The following is a 24869-nucleotide window of genomic DNA, read 5'->3' as shown; positions in this document are numbered from 1 at the left end:
CACGTTTTCGCGGAAAATGAGCAGACGTACAGTTAACAATTTCATTAGTCTCCCGGATGCACTTCTGTGTTTACTGTTAACTTCTGGAGAAACTAATGAAAATAACATTATCCCAAGTCCGAAAAGCGTTATGCGCAGCGGCATGCGGCAGCTTGCTGTGTATAACCAGTGGCGCTTCGGCGGTTGTATTCCAGGCCGAAGATTACACCAATGCCTTTGATACCACCGCTGGTAATACCGGTGGTGCCTATCGCACAGGCAACGTCGATATTGAGCCGACGACGGACACGAACGGTGGCCATAATGTTGGCTGGATTGTCGCCACCGAATGGCTCAGTTACGCGAATTTATCGGTACCGACGGCAGGCACGTACAACATCCGCGTCCGTGTAGCCAGTGCTTCGGGCGGCACGCTCTCGGTGGACCTGAATGGCGGTGCCATTCCCCTGGGGACTATCAATATCCCGGCAACCGGTGGCTGGCAAACCTGGCAAACCGTGCAAAAGCAAGTTCAACTTCCGGCGGGAACTCACAGCCTGGGGGTGTATGCGACCACCGGTGGCTGGAACTTCAACTGGATTGAAGTCACCCCTGCGCAGCCGCCCGTCACCGGGCACCACTTTGAAGCTGAAGACTACGCTAACGCGAGTGATAACACCCCGGGCAATACCGGTGGCCAACACCGCACCGGCGATGTAGACATTGAAGCCACGACCGATACCGGCGGTGGTTTTAACGTAGGCTGGATTGATTCCGGCGAGTGGCTGTCGTTCAACAACATGAATATCGCCACAGCCGGTAACTATAAAATTGAGGCGCGTGTAGCGAGCGGTGGTACCGGCGGCGTTGTCTCTTTCGACCTGAATGGCGGCAGCGTTGCGCTGGGTCAACTGGTTGTTCCGGCGACGGGTGGCTGGCAAACCTGGCAAACCATCTCGCTGGATGTGAACATTCCTGCGGGCAACCACAGCTTTGGTGTGTACGCCACGACGGGCGGCTGGAATCTTAACTGGGTAAAAGTTACCCCCGGGGGCAGCGGTCCGGTTGATCCCAATCCCACCGTAACCTGGAGTGATGAGTTCAATACCATCAATGAGGATATCTGGAGCTTTGAAACCGGTGGTGGCGGTTGGGGCAACAACGAGCTGCAGTACTACACCGATGGCGGCAATGCCTATATCCAGTTTGACCCGCAAGCCAACAGCAATGTGCTGGTCATTGAAGCGCGCAAGGAAACCGGTGGCCCCTGCTGGTGGGGCGGTAATTGTGGCTACACCTCCACACGTATGATTACTCGCTACAAGAAATCTTTCCAATATGGACGGATGGAAGCCCGTATGAAATTACCGCGCGCCCAGGGTATCTGGCCGGCGTTCTGGATGATGGGTGATAGCTTCAATAATGGTGTTCGTTGGCCGGATAACGGCGAACTGGACATCATGGAGCACGTCGGCACCAACAACACCACCTCCGGTGCTTTGCATGGCCCTGGCTATTCAGGCAATACCCCCATCACCGGGCACTTGAACCACGGCACCAGTATTGATTCCGTTTATAAGATCTATGCGGTTGAGTGGGATGCAAACGGCATTCGCTGGTACGCCGATGGCGTTAACTTTTACAGTGTGACCCGCGCCCAGGTGCAGCAATACGGCCAATGGGTTTACGATCAACCCTTCTGGTTCCTGCTCAACGTCGCTGTCGGTGGCAACTGGCCCGGGGACCCGAATCACGCCAACTTCACCACCCAGCGCATGTACGTGGATTACATCCGGGTATATCAATAAAACAAAAAAAGCCCCTTCATTTCTGAAGGGGCTTTTTTTGTGTCTGTTGCAACGGTTGTTCAGCTTCCTTGCTGACTCAACCGCTTTTCTTACAGTCCAGCGATGGTTGAGCTGGCCCAGTTGCGGAAGGAACCGCCGTTCGGACTCTGGTCTGCACGCAGCTTCAAGCCGAGGGTTTGATACAGCTCGGACTGGGTTTTGCCGCCGATGTCGATAACACGGCCACCGCTGATGCCAGCCCCCGCGACTAACATCGGCACGTTGCTATTACCGTGTGAGTCTGCGTCGCCCATGTCGGATACCTGGGTGACGATAGTTGAGCTGAACAAGCCTCTTTCCGCCATTTTATCCAGCAGGTATTTGGTCAAGCCCTGCATGTAAACAATGTCTTCCGTGTAGGCGTTAGGCATGTTGCCCTGGTTGTGGTGCGATTGGTGCGACTCGCGACCCAGTACATCCAGGAAGTGGGTGTGTGCGTCGGTACCGAAGGCAATGGACACAGACGCAGATAAGTTACAGCTCAACGCCAGGGTCACGATGTCAGCATGCAACTTGGCGGTCGCATCAAAACCGGTAACCGAGGTGTTGCCCGGTTGTGGGCACGAGCCGCCGGGGTTTTCACCGCCGGTATCGATGGCGTCTTCAATTTCGCGAATTGCGGTGAAGTGGCTATCGAGTTTTTCTTTTTCATGCTGTCCGAGTTTGGTGCGCAAGCTGTTAACGGCTGCGTAATGCAGGTCCACCACAGACTGGCGTGGGGCTTTTCCGCCACCGCCACCACCGCCGCCACCGCCAGAAAAGAGCACATCGAGTGCAGCTTGTGGGCTGGTGATGATCGGTTTGCCGGTATAGCCTTCCCGGCTCAGTGCTGATTCCGCTGTGGTACCTACGTTGAGGTATTTCACGGGATAGTTTGCACCGATGGTACGGCCAAGGTTTACATCAAAACTGTCCTCGCCCCAGCTGCCGTTGTTGAAACGGTGGAACATCACGCCGTGACCGGCACCGCTCAAGGAAGCATTGCGCAGCATGGCAATCCGGCTGTAATGCGTTTGCAAAGGGGCAGATTGGGCCGGCAGGGTGCCACCGGATGGGAACCACCGGTTTGGATGGCAGCCACCGCCGTTGAACACCAGGCAGTGCTTGGTGGGTGTGCCGGATTGCGCTTCAGCAGTGCGCGCCAGCATCACACCAGCCAACACGCTGGAGGCCCTGATCAGTCCTGCCGAGATCCCGGCATGCGAGACAACCCTGAGGAAATCTCTGCGTTCTTTGTCGAAGCAATCTTTATATCTCATGGTATTCACTCCAAGTCGTTAACAAGGTGATGTGGGGAAGGGGCGCGCATTAGCGCGCCCACTCCTGCCGGTACATCACAGAATCCAGCGCCGGAAGTTGTTCGAGCATGGCGCGTGGACCATTGGTGGTCAGTACGTTGGTCAGGTTATTGATATCGCAACGGTAAGCGTTTTCTTCCGCTTTGCTGATGCGTGGATAACCGACATCCCTTGTTGAATCAATCAGGAAGATCGAATGGATACCTGAGCTGTAGCTTACGAATTGCGTTGCCAGACAGCTTTTCGCCAGGCCGGCAACCATCGGGTCTTCAACAATGGTACGTGCGAGATCTTTACCGCCATCGAAGGTAATGGCAGGTTCATGAAGCACACGATCCGGATCGTTGAGGAACTGCAACTGCGGGAAGGGCGAGAAGAACGTGCCCACCGCATTGATCTCGTTGCCTTTCAGGTCGGTAGCGCGAACGCGACCGAGCGCATCGTAGTTCTCCATGGAACCGCCCAGCGGGTTGATGATTTCGCCGTGACAGTTGGAACAACTGGTACCGGAGGTAATACGGTCGAAGATCATACGTTGCGTGGTGTGCGGGTTTTCAAAGAACTCTTTGTCACGCTGGGCCAGGGCTTCGCGGTCCAGGCTCACACCTGAGGGTGGCTCAGGGATGTCCTGACACATCATACGGCGACGCAAGGCCACGGCACGGGTTACCAGGTTGGCGTCCTGATCGGTGGCATAACGGGAGAGGAAGGCACCTGAGATCAGGATACCGCCACGCTCGCCGGTGCTCGCTCTGACGAAGCCGTCAGCATCCGCACCGCTACCGGAGTAAGACATGCCGTAAAGGTTAGCCAGACGCTGGTTAACGTGGGTGTAACTCGGGTTGTAAACCGACTCGAAGGTTGAGCTGCCATTTAACATTGCATAGGCAAAGTTTTTGCCCAGCTCTTTCTTCATGTCGTTGGCCACGGTGGCAAAGTCAGCCACGCCGGCTTTCTCTTTGATCTCCAACTGGTTGGTACCCAGCCAGCGGTTGACGAAGTCACCGAGCAGAGCATTGGTATCAGTAGAGTTCAGCAAGCTTGCCGTGTGTTGACGTACACCCGCCGCTGTATCCAGCTCGCCACGACCTGCAGCGGCCATCAGCGATTGACTGGGTGTGGTGCCGGTGAAGGTATAACTGATGTAGGTTGCCATCTCGTAACCGTTCAGCTTGTACACCCCACCATTGCTATCACCCACTTCGGAGCGATACAGGAACTGCGGTGAAGAGAGCATGGCCGCCAGAGCGATTTGCATACCTTCTGCAGGCGTACGTCCATCAGCCGTGCCCTGGGCCACAGCCAGATACGTAGTGCGCTCATCGTTGGTCAACGGACGACGGAAGATGCGTGGGCCCAATGTATCAACCAGGGTGGTTGCACAGCTGTTGCTCGGAGAACAGGACAGCACGTTATTCCAGCGAGTCGCTACATTTTCTGCAATACGCTCAGCGGTAGAGATGTAACTGGTGTAGCGCGTTTTATCCACAATCAGGGTGTTGTTGTTCTCGAAAGAACCGGCGATAAAGTCGTCGGGCAGACGGGAAATTACATCCTGGGTGTAACCGACCAGGTCACGCACAGAGCGTTGGTATTCTTTCTTGGTCAGTAAGCGCAGGGTACGTTGGCCATACGCCGGTCCGGTATTTGGACAGGTGAAATTGGACACCGGATTATCCGGGATACCATCAGATGGTCTGCGCCAGGTGAGGATATAAGCTTCCAGATCAGCCGCACATTGGCCGGTACAGGCGCCCGGATTACCTTGCGGCATCCACATCTCGATAAATTCGCCGAGTGTGCGATCCTGGTTATCCTGACTGTGACGGTAGACAGAACGGTTCGGGTTCAAAGGCGAGTATGCGGGTGAACCATCGGCGTTCTTCTCGCCATCAACACCGTGACAGGCGATACAGCTTTGTGACGCCCACAAGGCTTGACCGCGGGTGACATCACCTTGTCCACCGGTGCTGCTGGAGTTACCGGAGCTGCTGCCGACAGAACTGGTAACGGAGCTGGCAACAGAGCTGGTAGAACTACTGACACTGGACGCGATCGAGCTGGATGAACCGTTGGTATTGGAATAAACCACAGTGACCGGTGCACTGGCTGTTGAAGGAATACTGTCGCGATAGCTAATGACTTTGTAGTCGTAGCTGCCGAAAGAAGACAGCAGATTTTCTTCAAACATTGATGAGTTGGCCGGCAGATTGCTTTGCGTGGTCCAGCGGCCATCCGCACCTTTACGACGAATCAGGAAGCCTGTTTCGTTGTTGCTGACGTCCGACCACACCAGCGATGTATCACCGCTGCCCTGGCTGATATTGCCAGTCAAGCCGACCGGTGCCGCAGGCGCGCTAGGTAGCGTAATTGCAGCGATATTGGTCGGGTTGTCGCGGGTGAGGAACATCTTGAAATACACCGGCGTTTTTTCACCGATCTCACTCAAGTTGGCAATCACACGCAAGGCTTCCACGCCAGCATTCATCTCAAAGTCAACACTGTTAACCACAATCGGTTTACGCGGTGACACGCTGATGCTGGTGTTGCTGTGCTTGACGATTGTTGCATCGAAGGTGATGGCTTTGCTCACCGCATGCAAGGTCAAGTTACCGGTCAAGGACTGAGTGGCAATATCACCAACAGCCATTGATTCCAGCGTGCTCAGATTCAATTGCGTGGTGAAGTGCAGATTCGGCAAATAATTGGATTCAAACAACAGGTTTTGCATGCGCGTGTTGCGAATATCAAAACCGGTTGAAACGCTGGCGAGAGGAATTGTCAGTGTCGCGCCGCCGGAGGGTGCAACGGTGCCCTGCATTTGCGTAAAGGTATGCGCCTCTGCATTGCTGACATTTTTTACCGTCACAAAGTGGAAGCTGGACTTGGTGGTATCCAGTAACCAACGTGCGGCGGTCGAGGGAACGCTGCTGGCAGTGCTTGAGGCTACGCTGCTGCTGATGCTTGACGCCACACTGCTGGAGGTATTGTTGTTGCCACCGCAACTGGCACCATTGAGTGTGAAGTCGGTGGGTGTCTGGGTGCTCGGATTATTGACATTGAATCCGAAACTGGCCGAAGCATTCGTGGCTACCTTCGCGTTGTAGCCAGCATCGGTCACACACACATTACTGCCGGTAGTAGTGACGTTACCGTTCCACAAATTGGCAATGGTTTCGCTACCGGAAAATGTCCAGCAAATTTCCCAACCATCAACGGCGGGGCCATTATTGGTTACCGCCACATTAATTTGTGCACCGCTTCCCCAGCTATTCACCGTGGTATAGGACGCAGTACACACACTTTGAGCAACGGCGGTGCCGGAAACAGCCAGGCCGAGGGCCAGGCCAAGGGGGGAGAGCATCGAGAGGTTAAGTAATTTTTTCATGATAGTTCTCTTTAGCCTCCAATTAGCGCGCATCAAAAACAAGCGCGAAGTCCACAGGTACAGCCGCGCTGATTGATGTCAGATTGACAATGGAGCGCAAGGCTTCCACACCATCGGTCAGATCGAAATCTGCCGCGCGCGTCAGCACCGGTGCCATGCTTTGCACCAGGATGCGCGAGTTAGATAAACGCTGGACCGATACGCGTGTGGTGACGGCGACATTCATGCCATGCAGATTAACGCTGGCACTCACATCCGTTTGCGTGGTTTGTCCAGCGGACAAGGAACTCAACAAAGTTGCCGGTACGTTGACAGTGATTGTCGCAGTGGGATAACTGGCCGTTTCAAACAGCAGATCGCGTACACGCTGATCGCGCAACGCAACCCCGGTACTGACGCTGTCAAGTTCAATGGTCACAGTGGCCACGCCGTTGGTGCCGATAAAACCGCTCAACGAACCGAAGTTATGCACTTCAACGTTGTGGGTATTTTTGGTGGTTACGAAGTTCAGGTAAGACGCTTCAGTGTCGAGGTCCCAGGCGGCCTGGTTGTTTACAGAAGACGAGGCACTGCTCGCCACGCTGCTCACAACAGACGATGCTGTGCTCGAACTGACCGATGAACTGGAGGAAGAGCTGGTGGTAGAACCACAGGCAGCGCCAGTCACTTGTGGCACTTCTGCCGCTGCACTGCCCTTGCTGCCCTGGAAGCCGATCTCAACCGTCTGGTTTGGTTGGATGTTCGCGTTCCAATTCAGATTCGATGCGGAATAGGGATTGGTGCCGCTGTAGTTGGCATTCCAGTTACTGGTCAAGCGGTTGTCGCCGCTGTATTGCCAACTGACATTCCAGCCATTAATGGGGCTCGTACCGGTATTGGTTATTCTGATAGCGGCAGTAAAGCCATTATTCCACTGGTTGGTCACGACATACTGACAACCGGCGTAAACCTGGGCCGAAAAAGCAACGCTAGCCAGGGAAAGTCCCAGCAGGTACAAAGACCGGGCCAGCCTTCCCCTTCGGCGCGGGGCGATCGCAGAGGCTGTAATTCTACTCATGGTGTCTTCCTCTTAAGTGAATGCCGAGCAAGCTCGGCAAGGTTCCGTCAACAGCCTGCGGTCGTTATTCCCACTACTTGCCGCAGGTTAGTCGAAGGGTAAAAAAGGCTCGAAACTGCATGGATTCGAGCGGTTTAAAAAAATCGTTAACTCATGTTTTTGAAACACTGTTGGCCAGGGAAATGGATTCCGACAGCATCGGCTGTTCGTCATCCGCGTGCGCGTCATGTTTTTTTGTAGCGAAGAGCGAACGCATAATGAAGCAACCCACCACACAGGCGGTGGCGAGTAAACCGATGTTCATGTACATCACGGTGCGGGATGCTTCCGCCGGATTCCAGGGATGGGCGATACCGAGATAACAGGCAAATAGCCAGGCGAATGCGGAGATGGAACCGCAAAATACGACCAGCAGTTTTTCAACGTTGTTTAAATCGAGGATTCCACGGCTTGAAAAAACGGTCGAGCCAAAGATGCAGGCCGTGCCGATCAAGCCGAGATAAATAAACATGATGAAGCTGTATTCGAGCGTGTAATTCCAGCCCCGTGCGATCCCCAGGTAGCAGGCAAACAACCAGGAGACGGTAGAAATACAACCGGTTAACACCACGAGGGTTTTTTCGATGCGGCCCAGCCCTAACACACCGCCGCTGGAGGCAACACGCGGAAAACTGAAATGATGCAACACGACACCGTTGATGGTCAGGACAACGACCACGGTGAACTTGGCCCAGATTTTCTGGTTCGTCAGATACTCCGGATTATCGAGATACCCGATCAATACTAACGTTAATCCCGATACCCAAAGCACGGCGAGCGCGATGGAAATAATTCCCGCCGCGCGTTTTAGCTCCTTGATGCTGTAAACCGACATTGGCTTACCGCCAGTTTTGGCTAATACCAGGTCTTGCATTAACAAAATGCCTACGGCAACGCAGGCTGCTATCAAATGAACGTAAACAATTAAAGTTTTCATTGGTTAGTCCGGTGCTTTATTTGTTATTTGTGAACCAATCACTATCACGTGTGTGAAATGATTGCGCTAACATTTTTATCTAATACATCACTGTTTAAAGAAGTAAAACAGTGGTAGTTAAAGAAACAACGCGTTTTTCGGGCAATAAAAACCAGTTGCGCTTTTAACAGCACAAAAATGATTATGATGGGCCGGTGAAGTTGCAAAACGACAGGAAAACAATCGTTTTAACGGATACCACATGCGATGAACGCTTCGACTATCACGGCTCGGTACAACATTTTTAATTATGTTTTGTCGCTAATAATTATATTTTTACCAGTACTGTTACCTACAGGGCGCAGGTGGTGTTGAGTAGTGGTAGCGATACCATGGTCGGGATTTTACAAAATATTGTCGTTCCGTCCACAAGTATTTCGACGTTTTTAATGTAAATCAGCCAGAAAACACACATTTTGTCGCCTGAATTTATATTTTGTTAAGCGCGCGTTAAGTTTTAAAAAGTGCGCGCAAAAAAATGTGCCGCAAGAAAATAAATTTTAAATTTCGATTGGAAATTGAAGGCGTAGTTATTCATTTAAAAACTGAATTAAAAATCAAAACTATTTCTCAGTTACTGCAATTTTTTACTAATTAAAAATTAATTTGGTTATCTTTTTGCGCGTTGCTTATTAAGTTTTTTGCTATCAGATTTACAGCACCATGACGCGCATCACGCATCATGGTGTTGTAAAAAGATGAACCATTAGAGTTGTGGTGTTGCGCCCTCCAGTTCAACTTCATACTGCAACCCAATCGCATCAGGGCTGCTTGTTGTACTTTCAAAAGCGTTGTAGAGGTACAACGTATTCGGCGTGTTAACGACGATCAGACTCACCTCTTCATTCGTGGCTACCGATGTGCTGCCCATGCCATTCAACAGATCCACATAACGCACGCTGCCGGATTGTGTGTTGCGAATACTCAGGGTTGCGGTGAAATTGCTGTCGCTCAAACCGTTGCCCAGGTTAATCACGCGCACATTCACCGCGCCGCCGTTCACATTTAACGGTGTGATGTTGGCGCCGCCGTATAAAGGTGCACGATCCGCTTTCACGCGATAACGACCACTACCCATTGCTGTCAGGTTGGCATACGCGCGCGAACGGAATCCACTGTTATTGCGCGTGTTAAAAAATCGTGCCTGCGCTTTAGGGTGGTTGATATCCAGATACGCCATCCGCGCCCAATAACGGCCGAGAACCTGCTGCGCAGAAACCGGCGCGGTTAACCGAGCCAGTACATGCAAAGGCGTTTCATTATTGCGCAGGTGATTGCTCAACAAATTCGGCACCGCCATACGCCCAAGGCCGGGGTACTGATCCGGGTTGTTGGTCAGGTAAGTCAGGAATGGCCAGGCCTGGTAATAATTGCGGGTGCTGACAATTTGCAGATGCGATAACGCGATGTTGGCTTCCAGGTCGATGATGGTGTCCCGCTCCCGTTGCAACCCTTCACGCACGCGCACGGCTTCGCACAAGGCATCGGTGTTGTAGGTATCCGCCACCCAATTGGCTACCGTTTCCCACCAGGCACCCGTGCGACCCTGGTCCACCCAGGTATAGTCGGTGTAGGTCAGGCTGTGGCCGAATTCATGCACCGCCGTTTCCGGGCGATTGATAGCATTGTCCCGAAACTCGATAAAGCTTAATCGATACTGCGCATCCGCCCCCATGGCGCCGCCGGCATTCAGGGTTGTGGTCGAATAAAGATTCATCTTGTAATAAGGACCGCTGTCGCTGTTCGCCGATAAGCTCGTAGAACGGAAGCCCCACTCATTCACAAAACATTCGTAAGCCGCTTCCAGGTGCGACAAGCCAAACGCAATCTGATTCGATGCAACGTTCGCCAGATTACCCTGGCCGCCGTTTAATCCGTTGCCGCCGTAGTACGCGCGAAAGCGATCAGAATCCATATATAAGGCGTTCGTGGTATTCACATCAAAGCGCGTAAATTCATTGGTAATTGCGCGGTAGGGCACCGGGCCACCAGAGTTACCGGAACTGCTGCTGGAACTTGAACTGCCCGTTGTGGTGCCGTACACACGCCATTCAAGAATCCCGGTGGACTGTTGCGTATTGAGCATGGAAACGCGCAAGCGATTGGTCTCGAGGCCATCAAACTCAAGATCATTAAACGCATTTTCTGCTAAGGGCACTTCGCCTGCGTAAATCCAGCTGTTGCCATCCCAATACTCAACATACGCCGTGGTAGGTATCAGCACGCCGCCGTTGTCATCGAACCAGTAAATTTGCGTCCGCTCCAGGCGTTGCGTTTGCGGCCATTCATACTGCACCCACTGAATGGAATTCGGATTATTCCAGTTGCCATAAGCGCCGCTGGATTTGTCATTAGAGTTTGTCGGATTGCTGTTGTCATTCACAGCGCTTAAGGTTTCCCACGGCGATACATAAGACGTGGTCGCAACAGCCGCCAGCGCAATATTGGTTCCCGCCATGATCGAGCTGCTGCTGGACGATGCCACAGAGCTGCTACTAATAGATGACGCAAGGCTACTGCTTGCCGAAGAGGCGGAACTGGATGTATTGCTTGTTCCGCAGGCGGTTCCGGTAACTTGCGGCGTCTCCACCGGGCCACCATTGGTAACGCCCTGAATACCAAACTCCACTGATTGGCCTGGCGCAATAGCACGATTCCAGCTGACATTGCTGGCGGAATAATTTCCACTTAGCTGCGCATTCCACGCATTGGTAACGGCGTTATTCTGATAACGCCAGTTAACCTGCCAGCCATTAATCGTTGAGGATGTGTCGTTGGTGATACGAATGGTCGCCGTAAAACCCGCACCCCAAGCATTTGAAACCTGATAACTGCACGCGGCAAACACCGACGGGGCAAACATAAAAATACCGGCCGCCACACCGGCCAAATACAACGCGCGATGCCGTTTAGACATAATAGTTTTCATAGGAAGTCCTCGCCGCAGGCAAGCCCGCAGCTTTTGTTGATAGTTGATTGAGGAAAAACACTTTATTTTTTTATTAATAAAACGCGATCAATTTCCGAGTGGGGCGCAGTAAACAATACCAACTCCGCCACAACGAAACGTGGCGGAGACCGCATAATTTTCAGTTTGCGCATGAATCGTTGCGAGGGTGTGATGGGGAGCAAAAAGTTATTTATTGCCTCAATGGTTGGTCAAGTTCCTGGGGTACGTGTACGAGCGGGCGTTCTCGTTCAATGTCTTCACACAAGTGGATTTTGCCGCTTTGTTATTGAGCGCACAATGGCATAGGAGATGCGGATAATAAACTAGCGAAGCCGGAACAAAGGCGCACCGGTTGTTACTAAAGAGTTCAAGCCCAAATGATGCAATTCGCTGGTAATACGGATATTCCGCGTTCAATTTGAGGCCTGGACAGGATTCAACATCTGAAGATTTTTTAAAGGAAAATCTATGGCTACACAAAATACCGTGAGCAAGGATTTTATCTCCACCGGCATTCCGGGGCTCGACCATGTGTTGGGCGGGGGATTAACCAAGGAGCGACTTTATCTGCTCGAAGGTGACCCGGGGGCGGGCAAAACCACCATGGCGCTGCAGTTTTTAATTGAAGGTGCGCGGCGTGGTGAAAAAGTACTTTATGTCACGCTGGCCGAGAACGAGGTTGAGCTGCGCGCTGTTGCCGAATCGCATGGTTTTTCAATGGAAGGTGTCACCATTCATGAAGTTATTCCAGAAGAAGGGTTGCTCGATCCCGCTGAGCAATACACTGCGCTGCACCCTTCAGAAGTCGAATTGGGTGAGACGAATAATCTCATCATCGACATGATCGAAAAATTGCGGCCATCGCGCGTTGTATTGGATTCCTTATCAGAACTGCAATTGTTGTCGGGCAATGCGTTGCGCTATCGCCGTCACGTGTTGGGGCTAAAGCAATATTTTGCCAGACGTTCCTGTACGGCGTTGTTGCTCGATGATAAATCCGCGCAGCACGCTGATTTGCAGGTGCGCAGCATTGCCCACAGTGTGATTTCGCTCCAGCATTTTGAGTCAGAGTACGGCGCCGAACGGCGCGTAGTGCGCATCCTGAAATATCGCGGTATCGCTTATCGGCGGGGGCCGCACGATTACAACATTATTACGGGCGGCATTGTGGTGTATCCCAAAATCGTTGCGGCTGAATCGCGCGAACTGGCGGAACGCCGTCAGATAAAAAGCGGACTGGAAGCTTTTGATAATTTATTGGGTGGGGGTATAGAAGAAGGCTCAAGTACCTTGATTTCCGGACCGCCCGGTACTGGTAAATCCAGCCTGGCCACGCAGTTTGTAAAAGCCATGACGGATCGCGGCGAAAGCGCATCGATATTCCTGTTTGAAGAATCACTTAATACCTTGCTTAATCGCAACAAAGGTATCGGCCTGGATCTGTGTGAACCGTTTGAGTCCGGATTGTTGAAAGTGCATCAGATTGATCCGGCGGAAATGTCGCCGGGGGAGTTTGCGCACGCGGTGTGTCATTCAGCGAATAACGGCGCAAAAGTGATTGTGATTGATAGCCTGAATGGCTACCTGAATGCAATGCCGGATGCGCGTTTTTTGTCGACCCATCTACACGAAATTCTGACCTATCTGGGGCAGCGGGGCGTGGTGACCTTTTTGGTCGGCGTTCAGCAGGGGATGGTTGGGAATATGTCCACGGGTGTTGACGTCAGTTATATGGCAGACAATGTGCTGATTGTGCGCTATTTCGAATCCCGTGGCACGGTGGAAAAAGCAATCTCCGTGTTCAAAAAGCGGGGCAGCGCACATGAAACCGCATTGCGGCGTTTCAGTATTAGCAAGCACGGTATTGAGGTCGGCGCGGTGTTAAATAATTTTCAAGGTGTATTGACCGGCGTGCCGACTACGATCAATTCATTACACGATATTCCCCTGCAGGAAAAGACGAGTTAGATGCGTTGCGTAATTGTGAAATTCGGGGTGCTGTAAACAATGAGTGCGGAGAAGCGTTTATTGATTTATGCACCCACTGGCAAGGACGGCCGGCTGCTGGCGGGCGTACTTGAGCGTGCACAGATGGCCTGTCATGTTTGTCCTCAGGCTAATGACGTATTTGAAGAAATGGCGAAGGGCGCCGGTGCCGTTATCCTGGCCGATGAAGCGCTCTCTATTGAGTTTCTGAAAACCATTCGTCGATTACTCGATAATCAACCCAGCTGGTCTGACTTTCCCTTTTTAGTGCTGCGACAAACCGCACCGGACACCCCGGAGATGCGCAGCCGCTATGTTAAATTGGGCAACGTCACCTTATTGGATCGACCGGTCAGAAGCGTCACCCTGGTGAGTGCCGCTACCTCTGCTTTGCGCGCGCGGGCACGGCAATATGAAATGCGTGAAATTGATCGCCGCAAAGATGAATTCCTGGCCATGCTTGCCCACGAATTGCGTAACCCACTGGCACCGATCAGTGCTGCGTCCAGACTGCTCAGCATTCCCACCCTGGATCGTGAAAAAATCAAGCACACCAGCGACATTATTTCGCGTCAGGTACGCCACATGACTGGCCTTATCGACGATTTGCTGGACGTTTCCCGCGTGTCACGCGGCTTGGTCAGGCTCGATCAGGGCATTCAGGACGCATGGCAAATTGTGGCAAGCGCTGTTGAACAAGTGCGGCCGTTAATGGATGCGCGACAACACCAATTAACCGTGCGCGATTCACCAGTGTCTGCGTCTATTTTTGGTGATCAGAAAAGGTTGGTGCAAATTATTGCCAACATTCTCAACAATGCCGCCAAATACACACCGGTTGGTGGCCATATTGCACTGACTGTCGACGTTGATGATGCGAACGTTGTGTTCACCGTGAGGGATGATGGTATTGGGATGGAGCCCGAGGTGCTGGAGCGTGTGTTCAACATGTTTGCGCAGGGCGAGCGCAGTTCAGACCGCACCCAGGGCGGTCTGGGTATTGGCTTGGCAATCGTCAAAAGCCTTGTGCATTTACACAGCGGAAAAATCACCGCGCACAGTGACGGCTTGGGCACAGGCAGCACATTTACCTTGACCTTGCCGCGTGTTGCCGACCAACACCGAGCGGTTGAAAATACGTTGCCGGAGGTTCAATCCGCATCCGCATCGCACAGTATTTTAATTGTGGACGATAATGTCGACGCCGCTGTAACCCTGGGAAATATTCTGGAAATTTCCGGTTACGATGTGAGCATTGAACACAGTGCCAAGGCGGCACTGGAACGGGTGGCCGACACGGCGCCGAGTGTGTGCCTGCTCGATATTGGTTTGCCCGACATGGACGGCATCAACCTTGCCAGGCAGCTTCGCAATCGCCCCAATACGGCTTCCTCGCTGATGATCGCGATTACGGGTTACGGCCAGAACAGCGACCGGCAAAAATCCTTACACGCCGGTTTCGATCATCACTTGGTGAAGCCAGTGGACCTTCCGCAACTGCTCAGTATTTTGTCTTCGCTGTAATCTTTATTCTGCTCGCACGCGTCACGCGACGAGTGTTTCGATTGGCATATCTGCACATTTTGAACTACTAATTAACATCATCTACAGGTTTTGCCGCGTGCGGTGAAGCCGTGGCGCATCTTTGGGTTTGCACCCATTCCTCTGCGGAGTTGTGGCTCCGTCTCGCGTTAAATAGATAGTCGTGAAGCAACCGTTCAGGAGGAACACAACAACAATGACATTATTCTTCAAGCAATTTTCGAGTCTGGTTTTTTTCTGTTTAATCACCGGCGCAGATATCGCGCTCGCGCAAAGCAGTTTATCCGGCGGCGTATGGGGCACGTATCAATACCTGCCGGATGACAACGCCAATACCAGCACCAACGGCGAATTCACCGGCGAGGCGCTGATCATCTACGCCGATGGCAAAGCGGAGGAGGGCGGCAAGTGGCTGTATTCCGCTGAGGCGCGCTTCGGTCCCGGCAGTTTCACTGATCCCGACAACAACAGCACCGGCGATCAATTCACCTTGCATAAAGCCTGGGTAGGCTGGCAGCTAAACGAGCAGCACATTGTGCGCGTCGGTAAATCCCAGGTGCCGTTCGGATGGAAGACCGTCAACTTCTGGCCCGGCGATATCCTGTTAGCCGGTTTTGGTGATCAGATGGATGTGGGCTTCAAGCTCAGCGGCACACAGCCCCGCTGGCACTACGATCTGGCCTATTACGTCTCCGACGATTGGGGCGGCACCAGCACCGATACCGTGGACGACAACGGCCACTGGGGCAGCTCAACCACCTTTCGCAAAGTGGAAACCCTGGTGGGTAATCTCGCCTGGAGCATCAATCCTAATAATCGCATTGGTGTATCGGCGCAAAGCGGGCAGTTGCAGGATTTAACCGGCACGCCCGACAAACCCACCAGCGGCGCCCACCAGGCTTACGTAATTTACCTGGAGGGCGAGCGCGAACACTGGTTCTACAAGGCCTCCTACATTCAACAACAGCGTTCGCTGCCCGATGCGTATCAGCTTGCCGCTGGATTGCCAGCGGATATTAAAAACGCCCGCATCGCCGCGGAAATTGGCTACAACCGGGGCGACTGGGCGTTCTACCTGGATGCATCCATGGCCCAGCCCGACACTCAGGGCAACGACGCCGATGATGTCACCGCCTTCGCCCCCGGTGCACGCTACGACTACGGTCCCGGCTGGGTCTACATTGAATACCTGACCCAGGACGGCTTTGTCGACCGCGACGGCCAGGTCGGCGAAGGCGACTTCGACGCGCTCTACATCTCGCTCGATTTTTATTTTTAAACCGCATCAGGAGGTAGCATGTCCGATCAGCCCACCCATGACGCCGTCACCGATCCGGAGCGCAAACCCTGGATCAAGATCAACCCGCCAGTCTTTATCGGCTCTGGCGGGTTGTGCGTGCTCTTTGTCGCCTTCGCGGTCATCTGGCCGGACGCTGCCAGCAAACTGTTCGGCGCCATGCAAAGTTGGGTCATTCATACGGCTGGCTGGTTTTATATTCTCGCGGTCGCACTGTTTTTGTTGTTTGTGGTGATTCTCGCCACCTCGCGTTACGGTCTGATCAAGTTGGGGCCGGACCACAGCGAACCTGATTACAGTTACGTCTCCTGGTTCGCCATGCTGTTCTCTGCCGGCATGGGGATTGGCCTGATGTTCTTCGGCGTGGCCGAGCCGGTGATGCACACCATGAATCCGCCGGTGGCAGAAGCGGGCAGTGTTGAAGCCGCCCGTGAAGCCATGCGCATTACCTTTTTCCACTGGGGCGTGCACGCTTGGGCGATTTATGCAGTCGTAGCATTATCGCTGGCGTACTTTGCTTTCCGCCACAATCTGCCGCTCACCATTCGCTCCGCGTTTTACCCGCTGATTGGCGAAAAAATTTATGGACCTATCGGTCATGCGGTGGATATTTTTGCGGTGTTGGGCACGCTGTTTGGTGTGGCAACGTCTTTAGGCTTTGGTGTGATGCAGGTGAATGCCGGGCTCAATTATTTATTCGACTTGCCGATTTCTGTTGGTTGGCAAATTTTATTGATCGCGGTGATTACCGGCTTCGCCACCATCTCGGTGGTGATGGGGCTGGACGGCGGCATACGTCGTATCTCTGAGTTGAATTTAATTCTCGCAGTGGTGCTGTTGGTGTTCGTCCTCTTCGCCGGTCCCACGGTGTATTTGCTGCAAACCTACGTACAAAATATCGGTGCGTATATCTCCGGTCTGGTGGCCACCACGTTTAATCTTTACGCCTACGAACCCAGAGGCTGGATCGGCGGCTGGACATTGTTTTATTGGGGCTGGTGGATTGCCTGGTCGCCGTTTGTGGGGATGTTTATCGCGCGGGTGTCGCGCGGGCGCACCATCCGCGAATTTGTGATTGGCGTGCTACTGGTACCGGTAGGCTTTACCTTTATGTGGATGACGTTCTTCGGCAACAACGCCCTGCACATGATCATCGAGCAGAACATCATGCAGATGGCTGATGCGGTCGCGGCAGATACTTCGGTCGCGCTGTTTCAATTCCTTGAATATTTACCCCTGTCTACCATTTCATCCTTGATCGCTACAGTATTGGTCATTACGTTTTTTGTGACCTCATCCGACTCCGGTTCGCTGGTGATTGACATGCTCACTTCCGGCGGCACCAATGAAGACACGCCAGTGTGGCAACGCATCTTCTGGTCCGTTTCCGAAGGCTGCATCGCCGCTGCGCTCTTGCTCGCCGGCGGACTCGCCGCGTTGCAAACCGCCACCATCGCCAGTGCCTTACCCTTTGCCATTGTGATGCTGCTGATGTGCTGGGGCCTGGCTCGTGCCCTGCGGCTCGAAGTTGTCAAACGCGACCGGTTGCAAGGTGCCATGCTCGCCCCACGCGTCGCTATTCGCCCGGTCAGTTGGGAGATGCGTTTAGCACGTATCATTCACCACCCGACTTATGAAGAAGTGATGCGTTTTTTCAACAACATGGTAGAGCCCGCACTGAAACGCGTGGAAAACGAGTTCACCAAACGCGGCCTCGAAGCCACCGTCAGCCGCGATGAAAACGATCGCATCTGGATCGAAGTCAACCACGGCGACGAAGTGGATTTTTTCTACTCCGTTCACGCCCGGCCGTATATACCACCGTCTTTCGCCATGCGCGACACCAGCGCCAAGCGCGGCAAAGCGCTTAAATATTTTCGTGCAGAAGTGTATTTAAAAGAAGGCGGCCAGGATTACGACATCATGGGTTGGAGCGAAGACCAGGTGATTGCAGATGTGATTGATCAGTATGAAAAGCACATGCATTTTTTGCATGGGTTGCGGTGATTGAGAGGGCATTGCTGCCGTACTCATCTTCCCGGATGATTGCCGATAAATGTAAGAACAGTGACATACAAAAAAGGCGAGATCCGAAAATCTCGCCTTTTAATTTTCACATCAGCGCTTTGATGCGCTGATACGCTACCTTAATGTTTAGATAGCTTGAATATTTTCAGCTTGTGGGCCTTTTTGGCCTTGGGTCACGGTGAAGCTAACGGCTTGGCCTTCAACCAGTGTTTTAAAGCCTGAGCCGGCAATGGCGCTGAAGTGAGCAAAAACATCTGCACCGGATTCTTGTTCAATAAAACCGAAACCTTTAGCTTCGTTGAACCATTTTACAGTGCCAGTAGTAGATTTAGACATAGTGTTACCTATTAAACAAAAGTAGATTTACCCGAACGGGCGTTGAGCAGGAAGGCAGGAAATTACTTATGTAAACAGGACGAAATAAAACTACTGGAACTTCGAAGTGAGGGCATAAATACTAAACGTACTTTCAAGCTGGGTTCGAGTCTACGCGCATCCAGCGCGATGTCAACAAATGGTTTTTCTGCAACCGCAGCATGCCCATGTTCAGCTTATGTCACGATCAAGCAGGCAATCGATAAAAGCGCGAAGCGACGGCAGGATATGACGCCGGTTTGAATAATAGAGATACAGCCCCGGCATGGTCGGTGACCAATCAACAAGAATGCGCTTCAGCGTGCCATCTTCTAGCGCCTCTGCTATCCCGTCATCGTTGTACGCATAGAGAATCCCTAGCCCTTGCAATGCCGCTGGCACGACAATGTCCTGATGATTAGCAATGACCGGGCCGCCAACAATGGCTTCGATAGCGCTATTTTTATTTTCGAAATGCCATCCGGCAATTTTGCCGCTGCCTGGAAAGCGCCAGTTGATACACGCGTGGTGATGTAAATCGGCGGGGGTTTTAGGTTCGCCATGTTTCGCAAGATACTCAGGCGAGGCAACGGCGAGTAATTTGATATCCGGCGTGAGACGCACTGCAATCATGTCTTTTTGCAGTCGCCCACCCACGCGGATGCCGGCATCGAACCCGCCGCTCACAATATCGCTCAGGCCATCGTCAATCACAATGTCGAGTACCACATCGGGATAGGCTGCGTGAAAACGGCCGAGTCGCGGCGCAATGACCTTTTTCGCCGCCATACTCAAGGTGTTTATCCGCAGCGTACCGGCGGTTCGACTCGTCGCACCAACCGCCTGTGCGACGGCATCGTCCATCTCGCGCAGCATGGGCGCAATGCGTTCATGAAGCCGCCGCCCCGACTCCGTTGGCGAGACACTCCGCGTCGTTCGATTGAGCAGGCGAACGCCCAGGCGAGATTCGAGCTGCCGCATGATCTGGCTGAGCGCTGACCGCGATAGCCCAAGATAATCGGCGGCGCGCGCAAAGCTCCCCCGATCAACAATTGCCACGAAGGCTTTTAACTCGGCAAATTCTGAACCGCGCATTGTGCACTCTTCTCTACATAGTCTGATTAGATTGTAGGTGATTCTCTTGCCGATGCGAAAGCGCCATCCTAGGGGCTCTTTAACCTGGAGGGCCAACACAATGAACGAACTCAACTTACCTGAACCTATCGCCGCCTACTTCGAGGCAGATAAACGCGATGGCCAGGCCGTGGCACGCTGCTTTACAAAAGACGGGGTGGTAAAGGACGAGGGGCAAATCCACGTAGGTCTCGCTGCAATCGAAGCCTGGAAGACCGCAGCATCCGCACAATTTTCCTACGTTACCAAGCCCGTCTCGTTCGACAAACAGGAGCGCCATTGCATCGTAACGGGCCGGGTGACCGGCGACTTTCCCGGCAGCCCGGTAGATCTTAAATATGTCTTTATGCTTGAGCGCGGCAAGATAGCATCACTGGAGATCACACTATGAGCTTTGATTTGCAATTGACGGGCATGCGCGCCCTGGTCACTGGTGGTGCTCGCGGGGTGGGTGCGGCGGTCGTTCAATCATTAGCGGAAGCGAACGCGCAGGTTGTCGCGGTTGCTCGCTCGCGGCCCAAACACTTGGTCGACAAGGTGCACTATATCGCGGCCGACCTAACGACAGCAGAAGGTGCCCGTCACACGGCAAACCTGGTGCAGCAACATTTGGGTGGTATCGACATTCTCGTTAATGTGGTCGGCGGTTCCAGCGCCCCCTCGGGTGGATTCGCAGTGCTCGATGATGCGGAATGGGCGAAAGAGCTTGACCTGAATCTCATGTCCGCCGTCCGCCTGGATCGCGCGTTATTGCCGTCAATGATCGCGCAACGTGCCGGGGTGGTCATCCACGTTACATCCATCCAGAACGTCCTGCCATTACCCGACGCGACTATTGCATACGCTGCCGCCAAGGCCGCGCTGTCGACCTACAGCAAGGCACTGTCGAGAGAAGTCACGCCAAAAGGCGTCCGCGTCGTGCGTGTGTCACCCGGCTGGATCGAGACTGAAGCCGCCGTAGCGCTTGCCGAGCGATTGGCAACCCAGGCCGGTACGGACTATGAGGGCGGTAAGAAAATCATTATGGATGGGTTGGGTGGTATTCCCTTGGGGCGCCCTGCAAAACCCGGCGAAGTGGCAGATCTCATCACCTTTCTGGTGTCTCCGCGAGCGGCTTCGATATCGGGGGTTGAATACAGGATCGATGGTGGCACCGTGCCGACGGTTTAAGACGTTGTATGTTTTAAAAAACGGTCCGCAGGTTTCTATTCAGCTGGTAGATTTCGGTCGTTTTCGTAGCGGGTTTCGTTTGCTGTCGCTACTGATAGCGCCTGCCGCCGCTAGCCCCAACAGTCGGCGAAACTTCGGGCACTCCATATGGCTCGGCGCAGAGCAGACGGCTGCATGACGCAGGCCGTCGCGCATCGCTGTCAGTTTTCCGATTGTCTTATCCAGTTCATCTGCCTTGCTTACCAGTAGTTCCCTATTAATGTCCGGGTTGCCCTTGGTGCCTAACATGCGCGCAATTTCGTCCAATGAAAAACCGGCGGCTCGCCCCAGCGCAATCAATGCCAGCCGCTCCAGAACGCTGCTGTTGAACAGCCGGCGTAACCCATGCCTGCCAACCGAACTGATCAACCCTTTTTCTTCATAAAAACGCAAGGTCGAGGCCGGTACACCGGCGCGTTTAGCGACTTCTGCAATATCCATCATAAACCCCTTGACCTCAAGTCGACTTGAAGTCGTACGATAACAACCAGTCCAAATCCAGACAAGAACAGGTGAGCATTATGAACAGCTATTTAGTCATTCCGATTCTCGGTATTGGCGCTACGGCGGTTATGGATGTGTGGGGAATTGTCCGCAAGATGTTGTTCGGCATCGCGTCTCCAAACTACGCCTTGGTCGGGCGTTGGATCGCCCATATGGCGCGCGGACGTTTTCATCATGACGCCATTGCGGCGTCTGCGGCGGTGCGCGGCGAACTCATCATCGGATGGACCGCGCACTATTTGATAGGTATCGCTTTCGCAGTTCCGCTTATCGGTATCTGGGGTAACGCCTGGATTCAACAACCCACGCTTGGCCCGGCGCTTGTGGTGGGTATTGTGACCGTGGCTGCACCCTTCTTATTGATGCAGCCAGGGATGGGTGCCGGTATCGCCGCCGCCAAAACACCGCGCCCTGGGGCTGCGCGAATTCAAAGCCTTATTACCCATGCAGTGTTTGGTATCGGGCTCTATGTAACAGGGCAGGCGATACATTTTTTTGATTGACGACAACTAACACGCTTTTTAAACCGTTTATTAATTCCAGGAGAACAACATGCGTATTCCCGCTCGCTTCGCGCCCATTCTTTTCAGTGCATTACTTTCCGCCATCATGGTCTGCATCGTATCGGCTTTCGTGCTTATGATCTCCCAAGGACTGCATGCGGGATTTGTAACGCAATGGCTCAAAAGCTGCGCGACCACATGGCCTGTAGCCTTCCCAACGGTTGCTGTTGTGGCTCCCTGGGTGCGGCGGATGGTTGGCAGGATGACGGTTTAAGGGAGGCGTTGGCGGGTGAGCTCGATTAAGCAGGCTGCGTGCGATCAGTTGCAGGCGCGATAGTGGCTAGCCGCCAACGGACAGGCTGTTATTGAAAGGTATACATACCAAGCTCAGCGATATTGATACTGCCTTCTTCCAACCCATATGCGCGACGATAGAATTCACGCAGTGGCAAGAGATCAAAACTGATTTCCTCAGTGATCACCGCTTCGCAATTATCCTCCGTGAGGTGCTGCAGGGTTGCGTGGACTTGCGGAGGTTGGCTTTCCATAAAAGGTTGACTGAGAAACAGATGGAAGTCATGAGCTTTACAACCGCCTGCGTAACGCACCTCCAGTACCACAATATCGTCCATAAATTGCACGTTGATAATGCTCACAGGCGTGGGATTATCGGGTACAGCATCGGCATTAACTATTTGCGCGGGCTTATCGGCGAAGGTCGTTTTATTTTCCAGTAATTCACACTCTCCGTCGAATGCAATCGCCGCGCCTGCAATTGCAGCGGAGCATCCGTCTCCGTATGTCGTGTATTCGTGGGTTGGGCAATCATTCCCGGTGCACGAAGCATCCAAAGTGCTTTTAGCGCAGAAAGGCTGATAAACGGCGGGGCAGTTTAAGTCACTGTAGGGCGACTGTTTATCTGATCCACCACAGGCAGTGAACGAGAGCGCAACAAGGGGAGTGAGCGTGTGGATTAACGCTTTTTTAATGGCCATAAATAGTTCCTTTTGTATGTGTTATTAACCCTGTTGATGATGCACAAATCTTGTCACGCGTCCGCAAGAGTTACAATTAAGGGCGCGGCCCAAAATGTAAGAAATTGTACCTGTCACAATCAACCACCCGCACCGGATTACATTGCGCCAGCGCGCCATCTTTAAACGTAATTACAAACTCCAGCTGTAAAGGATCGGGTGCGCCGGGATAGTAATCTGTACTCACAGCCTGCGCACCGCTGGCAATGGCAGCGTTCGCTTTAGAAAAATCTTTGCGCCGTGCTTCCTGCGTGCCCGCATCTGTCCGGGTCCGTACAATTAACCCCGCTTTAACCCACTGTTTAATTTTTTCGCCATCGACTAAAGAATCCTGAACAATTTGAATCACGCCTTCGGGTTGATCATCAGGATACCAACCAAACATTGGCCGACCGGTGAGCGATGGATGACCCTCGCGGTAGGCATCAGAAACCGCCTGACGTACATCGAACAAAATATACATACGGCCGCGCGCAGCGGAGAGCAACGGCCAGCCGTGATTGCGCACGGCCTCGCGCAGTGTCGGCGCACTGCTGCGCACTTCATTGGGCGTAATAAGACGACCCGCCGGAAGCACCGAAAGAATTTCGGCATCAAGTGCATTGAGTAAGCTTGGATTATCGAGCGGCAAGGGATCGGTAATACCCGGACGGCCAGAAGGCGTGTCAGCCGCATTGAGCGTGATCATAATCGGCAGATGTTCAGGATTCGCGCGCGACCAGCGATCAATTTCGCCAAGGCAACCAATAAGCGTCGGGCACGTGCTGAGATAATCTACATCGGGATTATGCAGGACTTTGAATCCAGGTTTGAGCATGGCCGCGCGATCAAAGTTCGTGGTCTCGCCCGCCGCACGCGCCCAGGTCTCACCTTTGGGATCAGCATAGCGACCGCCTTGTGGATCAGCAAAAATATCCAGCTCGAACTGGCGAACCCCAGCATCAAGCTGTTCCGTCAAAGTCACGTGATAGTACTCAAGACTGTCGGCCTGCCTGGGATCAGCAGCGCGAAGTTTTTTCATGACGGCATCGGGAATTCGCGCTTTAAAACTGTTATGCGAACCAACCACCTGAATGTCGTTCATCTTAAGAGGATGTGCAATCTGTTCCTGTCGCGCCTCCTCTGCCGATGCAGATACCAGCATCAAACAGATAACAGCGCTCACCACGCTGCGTACAAAAAATACCGGTCGCTTGATCATTGTTATTCCTCAAGTTACATATGCGGGAAACAGGAGCGCGCTACAGAAGTACCCGTCCTGCGCTGGACAGAATTCTTAATCGTCAGACGTGCGTGCGCTATTGCCTGCGGGGTGAGCATGATGAGTGGTGAATATGAAGGATTTGTGAATCGTTGGGAATGGGGCGCGCATTAGCCCCGGCTTATGGCTTCTGGGGGCGGCGGGTAGTTGGAGGATTAATTGTTTACCGTAGAAGTTGGCGCTAACGCACCAACTTTCCTGAATATAAATCTTCGACCGGAAAAATCATTGTGTAATCATCCCAATTCAAATTCCCATCTTCAATCTTGAAAGTAAGAAAGCCCGCCTCCGATTTATAGCGTTCATAGTCAGGATGACCAACGGAAAATATAAAAGGTGCGAAATCAACGAGCCTATGCTCACCATCAAAGAATTCAATATCCAAGATGTGAGACTTTATGTGTTTTGGACTTCCCAGGCTTTACTAGACACTTTCGAGCCCCTGAAAAAACGCCTCCTCATATTTAACGGGAGATAACCCGC

The 24869-nt window shown here is 52.9% G+C and carries 20 protein-coding genes; 9 read left to right on the top strand and 11 right to left on the bottom strand.

The genetic code is table 11. The features are described from left to right. Positions 1 to 95: 95 nt before the first annotated feature. Positions 96 to 1787, top strand: a complete 1692-nt coding sequence (locus ACSV5M_RS20525; protein ID WP_439178625.1) for a carbohydrate-binding protein — start codon at positions 96 to 98, stop codon at positions 1785 to 1787. A gap of 89 nt (positions 1788 to 1876) precedes the next feature. On the opposite strand, the gene ACSV5M_RS20520 is transcribed toward ACSV5M_RS20525, so the two are convergent. The 5 genes from ACSV5M_RS20520 to ACSV5M_RS20500 all read right to left on the bottom strand — a co-directional run bounded on the left by ACSV5M_RS20520 (position 1877) and on the right by ACSV5M_RS20500 (position 11513). Next, entirely contained in the window at positions 1877 to 3085 is a 1209-nt protein-coding gene (locus ACSV5M_RS20520; protein ID WP_439178623.1) for a DUF1552 domain-containing protein, read from the bottom strand. 49 nt (positions 3086 to 3134) lie between these two features. Then, complete coding sequence (locus ACSV5M_RS20515) at positions 3135 to 6512, bottom strand: DUF1592 domain-containing protein (RefSeq protein WP_439178621.1); 3378 nt, start codon at positions 6510 to 6512, stop codon at positions 3135 to 3137. A gap of 22 nt (positions 6513 to 6534) precedes the next feature. Then, on the bottom strand, positions 6535 to 7569 hold the full coding sequence (locus ACSV5M_RS20510) for a cellulose binding domain-containing protein (RefSeq protein WP_439178618.1): 1035 nt from the start codon (positions 7567 to 7569) through the stop codon (positions 6535 to 6537). A 151-nt stretch (positions 7570 to 7720) separates the two neighbouring features. Further along, positions 7721 to 8545 carry a DUF2214 domain-containing protein gene (locus ACSV5M_RS20505; protein ID WP_439178615.1) on the bottom strand — a complete coding sequence of 275 codons (825 nt, stop codon included), beginning with the start codon at positions 8543 to 8545 and terminating at the stop codon, positions 7721 to 7723. A gap of 745 nt (positions 8546 to 9290) precedes the next feature. Beyond that, positions 9291 to 11513, bottom strand: a complete 2223-nt coding sequence (locus tag ACSV5M_RS20500; RefSeq protein WP_439178613.1) for a cellulose binding domain-containing protein — start codon at positions 11511 to 11513, stop codon at positions 9291 to 9293. A gap of 489 nt (positions 11514 to 12002) precedes the next feature. Between ACSV5M_RS20500 and ACSV5M_RS20495 the strand changes: the two genes are divergently transcribed. The 4 genes from ACSV5M_RS20495 to ACSV5M_RS20480 all read left to right on the top strand — a co-directional run bounded on the left by ACSV5M_RS20495 (position 12003) and on the right by ACSV5M_RS20480 (position 18366). After that, positions 12003 to 13502 (top strand): ATPase domain-containing protein, encoded by a 1500-nt coding sequence (locus ACSV5M_RS20495; protein WP_439178610.1) that lies wholly within the window; start codon positions 12003 to 12005, stop codon positions 13500 to 13502. A gap of 39 nt (positions 13503 to 13541) precedes the next feature. Then, entirely contained in the window at positions 13542 to 15044 is a 1503-nt protein-coding gene (locus tag ACSV5M_RS20490) for a hybrid sensor histidine kinase/response regulator (protein WP_439178608.1), read from the top strand. A gap of 214 nt (positions 15045 to 15258) precedes the next feature. Further along, on the top strand, positions 15259 to 16341 hold the full coding sequence (locus ACSV5M_RS20485; RefSeq protein WP_439178606.1) for a porin: 1083 nt from the start codon (positions 15259 to 15261) through the stop codon (positions 16339 to 16341). Between the two features lie 18 nt (positions 16342 to 16359). Continuing rightward, complete coding sequence (locus ACSV5M_RS20480; RefSeq protein WP_439178605.1) at positions 16360 to 18366, top strand: BCCT family transporter; 2007 nt, start codon at positions 16360 to 16362, stop codon at positions 18364 to 18366. A gap of 147 nt (positions 18367 to 18513) precedes the next feature. On the opposite strand, the gene ACSV5M_RS20475 is transcribed toward ACSV5M_RS20480, so the two are convergent. Both ACSV5M_RS20475 and ACSV5M_RS20470 read right to left on the bottom strand, forming a co-directional pair. Then, positions 18514 to 18723: a cold-shock protein gene (locus ACSV5M_RS20475; protein WP_439178604.1), complete on the bottom strand. Its 210-nt coding sequence runs from the start codon at positions 18721 to 18723 to the stop codon at positions 18514 to 18516. A gap of 210 nt (positions 18724 to 18933) precedes the next feature. After that, positions 18934 to 19836 carry a LysR family transcriptional regulator gene (locus ACSV5M_RS20470; protein ID WP_439178602.1) on the bottom strand — a complete coding sequence of 301 codons (903 nt, stop codon included), beginning with the start codon at positions 19834 to 19836 and terminating at the stop codon, positions 18934 to 18936. Positions 19837 to 19936: 100 nt separating this feature from the next. On the opposite strand from ACSV5M_RS20470, the gene ACSV5M_RS20465 reads away from it, so the two are divergent. Both ACSV5M_RS20465 and ACSV5M_RS20460 read left to right on the top strand, forming a co-directional pair. Continuing rightward, complete coding sequence (locus ACSV5M_RS20465; RefSeq protein WP_439178600.1) at positions 19937 to 20266, top strand: nuclear transport factor 2 family protein; 330 nt, start codon at positions 19937 to 19939, stop codon at positions 20264 to 20266. Beyond that, the gene (locus ACSV5M_RS20460) at positions 20263 to 21045 is read left to right on the top strand and encodes an SDR family oxidoreductase (RefSeq protein ID WP_439178599.1); all 783 of its coding nucleotides are present in this window, start codon (positions 20263 to 20265) and stop codon (positions 21043 to 21045) included. The genes ACSV5M_RS20465 and ACSV5M_RS20460 overlap by 4 nt, the downstream gene beginning before the upstream one ends. 39 nt (positions 21046 to 21084) lie before the next feature. Here ACSV5M_RS20460 and ACSV5M_RS20455 read toward each other — a convergent pair whose 3' ends face one another. Then, positions 21085 to 21528 (bottom strand): helix-turn-helix domain-containing protein, encoded by a 444-nt coding sequence (locus ACSV5M_RS20455; protein ID WP_439178597.1) that lies wholly within the window; start codon positions 21526 to 21528, stop codon positions 21085 to 21087. Between the two features lie 77 nt (positions 21529 to 21605). On the opposite strand from ACSV5M_RS20455, the gene ACSV5M_RS20450 reads away from it, so the two are divergent. Next, the gene (locus ACSV5M_RS20450) at positions 21606 to 22091 is read left to right on the top strand and encodes a DUF2938 domain-containing protein (RefSeq protein ID WP_439178594.1); all 486 of its coding nucleotides are present in this window, start codon (positions 21606 to 21608) and stop codon (positions 22089 to 22091) included. Between the two features lie 49 nt (positions 22092 to 22140). Next, positions 22141 to 22365 (top strand): DUF2798 domain-containing protein, encoded by a 225-nt coding sequence (locus ACSV5M_RS20445; RefSeq protein ID WP_439178592.1) that lies wholly within the window; start codon positions 22141 to 22143, stop codon positions 22363 to 22365. 88 nt (positions 22366 to 22453) lie between these two features. Here ACSV5M_RS20445 and ACSV5M_RS20440 read toward each other — a convergent pair whose 3' ends face one another. The 3 genes from ACSV5M_RS20440 to ACSV5M_RS20430 all read right to left on the bottom strand — a co-directional run bounded on the left by ACSV5M_RS20440 (position 22454) and on the right by ACSV5M_RS20430 (position 24771). Continuing rightward, positions 22454 to 23086, bottom strand: a complete 633-nt coding sequence (locus tag ACSV5M_RS20440; RefSeq protein ID WP_439178590.1) for a hypothetical protein — start codon at positions 23084 to 23086, stop codon at positions 22454 to 22456. Positions 23087 to 23162: 76 nt separating this feature from the next. Beyond that, a complete protein-coding gene (locus ACSV5M_RS20435) occupies positions 23163 to 24326 on the bottom strand; it encodes a Ca2+-dependent phosphoinositide-specific phospholipase C (protein WP_439178589.1) in 1164 nt (387 codons plus the stop codon). Between the two features lie 241 nt (positions 24327 to 24567). Further along, positions 24568 to 24771, bottom strand: a complete 204-nt coding sequence (locus ACSV5M_RS20430; protein WP_439178587.1) for a DUF2442 domain-containing protein — start codon at positions 24769 to 24771, stop codon at positions 24568 to 24570. Positions 24772 to 24869 lie beyond the last annotated feature (98 nt).

The sequence above is a fragment of the Cellvibrio sp. ARAG 10.3 genome (assembly GCF_051846955.1).
Classification (GTDB): Bacteria; Pseudomonadota; Gammaproteobacteria; order Pseudomonadales; family Cellvibrionaceae; genus Cellvibrio.
This window is presented reverse-complemented; position numbering and strand designations above follow the sequence as displayed.

What these genes read in the sequence shown, in the direction of transcription:
- ACSV5M_RS20495 (WP_439178610.1), top strand. Translation starts at nt 12,003, where the DNA reads ATGGCTACACAAAATACCGTGAGCAAGGATTTTATCTCCACCGGCATT.
- ACSV5M_RS20490 (WP_439178608.1), top strand. Translation starts at nt 13,542, where the DNA reads ATGAGTGCGGAGAAGCGTTTATTGATTTATGCACCCACTGGCAAGGAC.
- ACSV5M_RS20510 (WP_439178618.1), bottom strand. Translation starts at nt 7,569, where the DNA reads ATGAGTAGAATTACAGCCTCTGCGATCGCCCCGCGCCGAAGGGGAAGG.
- ACSV5M_RS20440 (WP_439178590.1), bottom strand. Translation starts at nt 23,086, where the DNA reads ATGGCCATTAAAAAAGCGTTAATCCACACGCTCACTCCCCTTGTTGCG.
- ACSV5M_RS20470 (WP_439178602.1), bottom strand. Translation starts at nt 19,836, where the DNA reads ATGCGCGGTTCAGAATTTGCCGAGTTAAAAGCCTTCGTGGCAATTGTT.
- ACSV5M_RS20485 (WP_439178606.1), top strand. Translation starts at nt 15,259, where the DNA reads ATGACATTATTCTTCAAGCAATTTTCGAGTCTGGTTTTTTTCTGTTTA.
- ACSV5M_RS20460 (WP_439178599.1), top strand. Translation starts at nt 20,263, where the DNA reads ATGAGCTTTGATTTGCAATTGACGGGCATGCGCGCCCTGGTCACTGGT.
- ACSV5M_RS20450 (WP_439178594.1), top strand. Translation starts at nt 21,606, where the DNA reads ATGAACAGCTATTTAGTCATTCCGATTCTCGGTATTGGCGCTACGGCG.
- ACSV5M_RS20435 (WP_439178589.1), bottom strand. Translation starts at nt 24,326, where the DNA reads ATGATCAAGCGACCGGTATTTTTTGTACGCAGCGTGGTGAGCGCTGTT.
- ACSV5M_RS20525 (WP_439178625.1), top strand. Translation starts at nt 96, where the DNA reads ATGAAAATAACATTATCCCAAGTCCGAAAAGCGTTATGCGCAGCGGCA.
- ACSV5M_RS20515 (WP_439178621.1), bottom strand. Translation starts at nt 6,512, where the DNA reads ATGAAAAAATTACTTAACCTCTCGATGCTCTCCCCCCTTGGCCTGGCC.
- ACSV5M_RS20445 (WP_439178592.1), top strand. Translation starts at nt 22,141, where the DNA reads ATGCGTATTCCCGCTCGCTTCGCGCCCATTCTTTTCAGTGCATTACTT.
- ACSV5M_RS20500 (WP_439178613.1), bottom strand. Translation starts at nt 11,513, where the DNA reads ATGAAAACTATTATGTCTAAACGGCATCGCGCGTTGTATTTGGCCGGT.
- ACSV5M_RS20520 (WP_439178623.1), bottom strand. Translation starts at nt 3,085, where the DNA reads ATGAGATATAAAGATTGCTTCGACAAAGAACGCAGAGATTTCCTCAGG.
- ACSV5M_RS20480 (WP_439178605.1), top strand. Translation starts at nt 16,360, where the DNA reads ATGTCCGATCAGCCCACCCATGACGCCGTCACCGATCCGGAGCGCAAA.
- ACSV5M_RS20505 (WP_439178615.1), bottom strand. Translation starts at nt 8,545, where the DNA reads ATGAAAACTTTAATTGTTTACGTTCATTTGATAGCAGCCTGCGTTGCC.
- ACSV5M_RS20455 (WP_439178597.1), bottom strand. Translation starts at nt 21,528, where the DNA reads ATGATGGATATTGCAGAAGTCGCTAAACGCGCCGGTGTACCGGCCTCG.
- ACSV5M_RS20465 (WP_439178600.1), top strand. Translation starts at nt 19,937, where the DNA reads ATGAACGAACTCAACTTACCTGAACCTATCGCCGCCTACTTCGAGGCA.
- ACSV5M_RS20475 (WP_439178604.1), bottom strand. Translation starts at nt 18,723, where the DNA reads ATGTCTAAATCTACTACTGGCACTGTAAAATGGTTCAACGAAGCTAAA.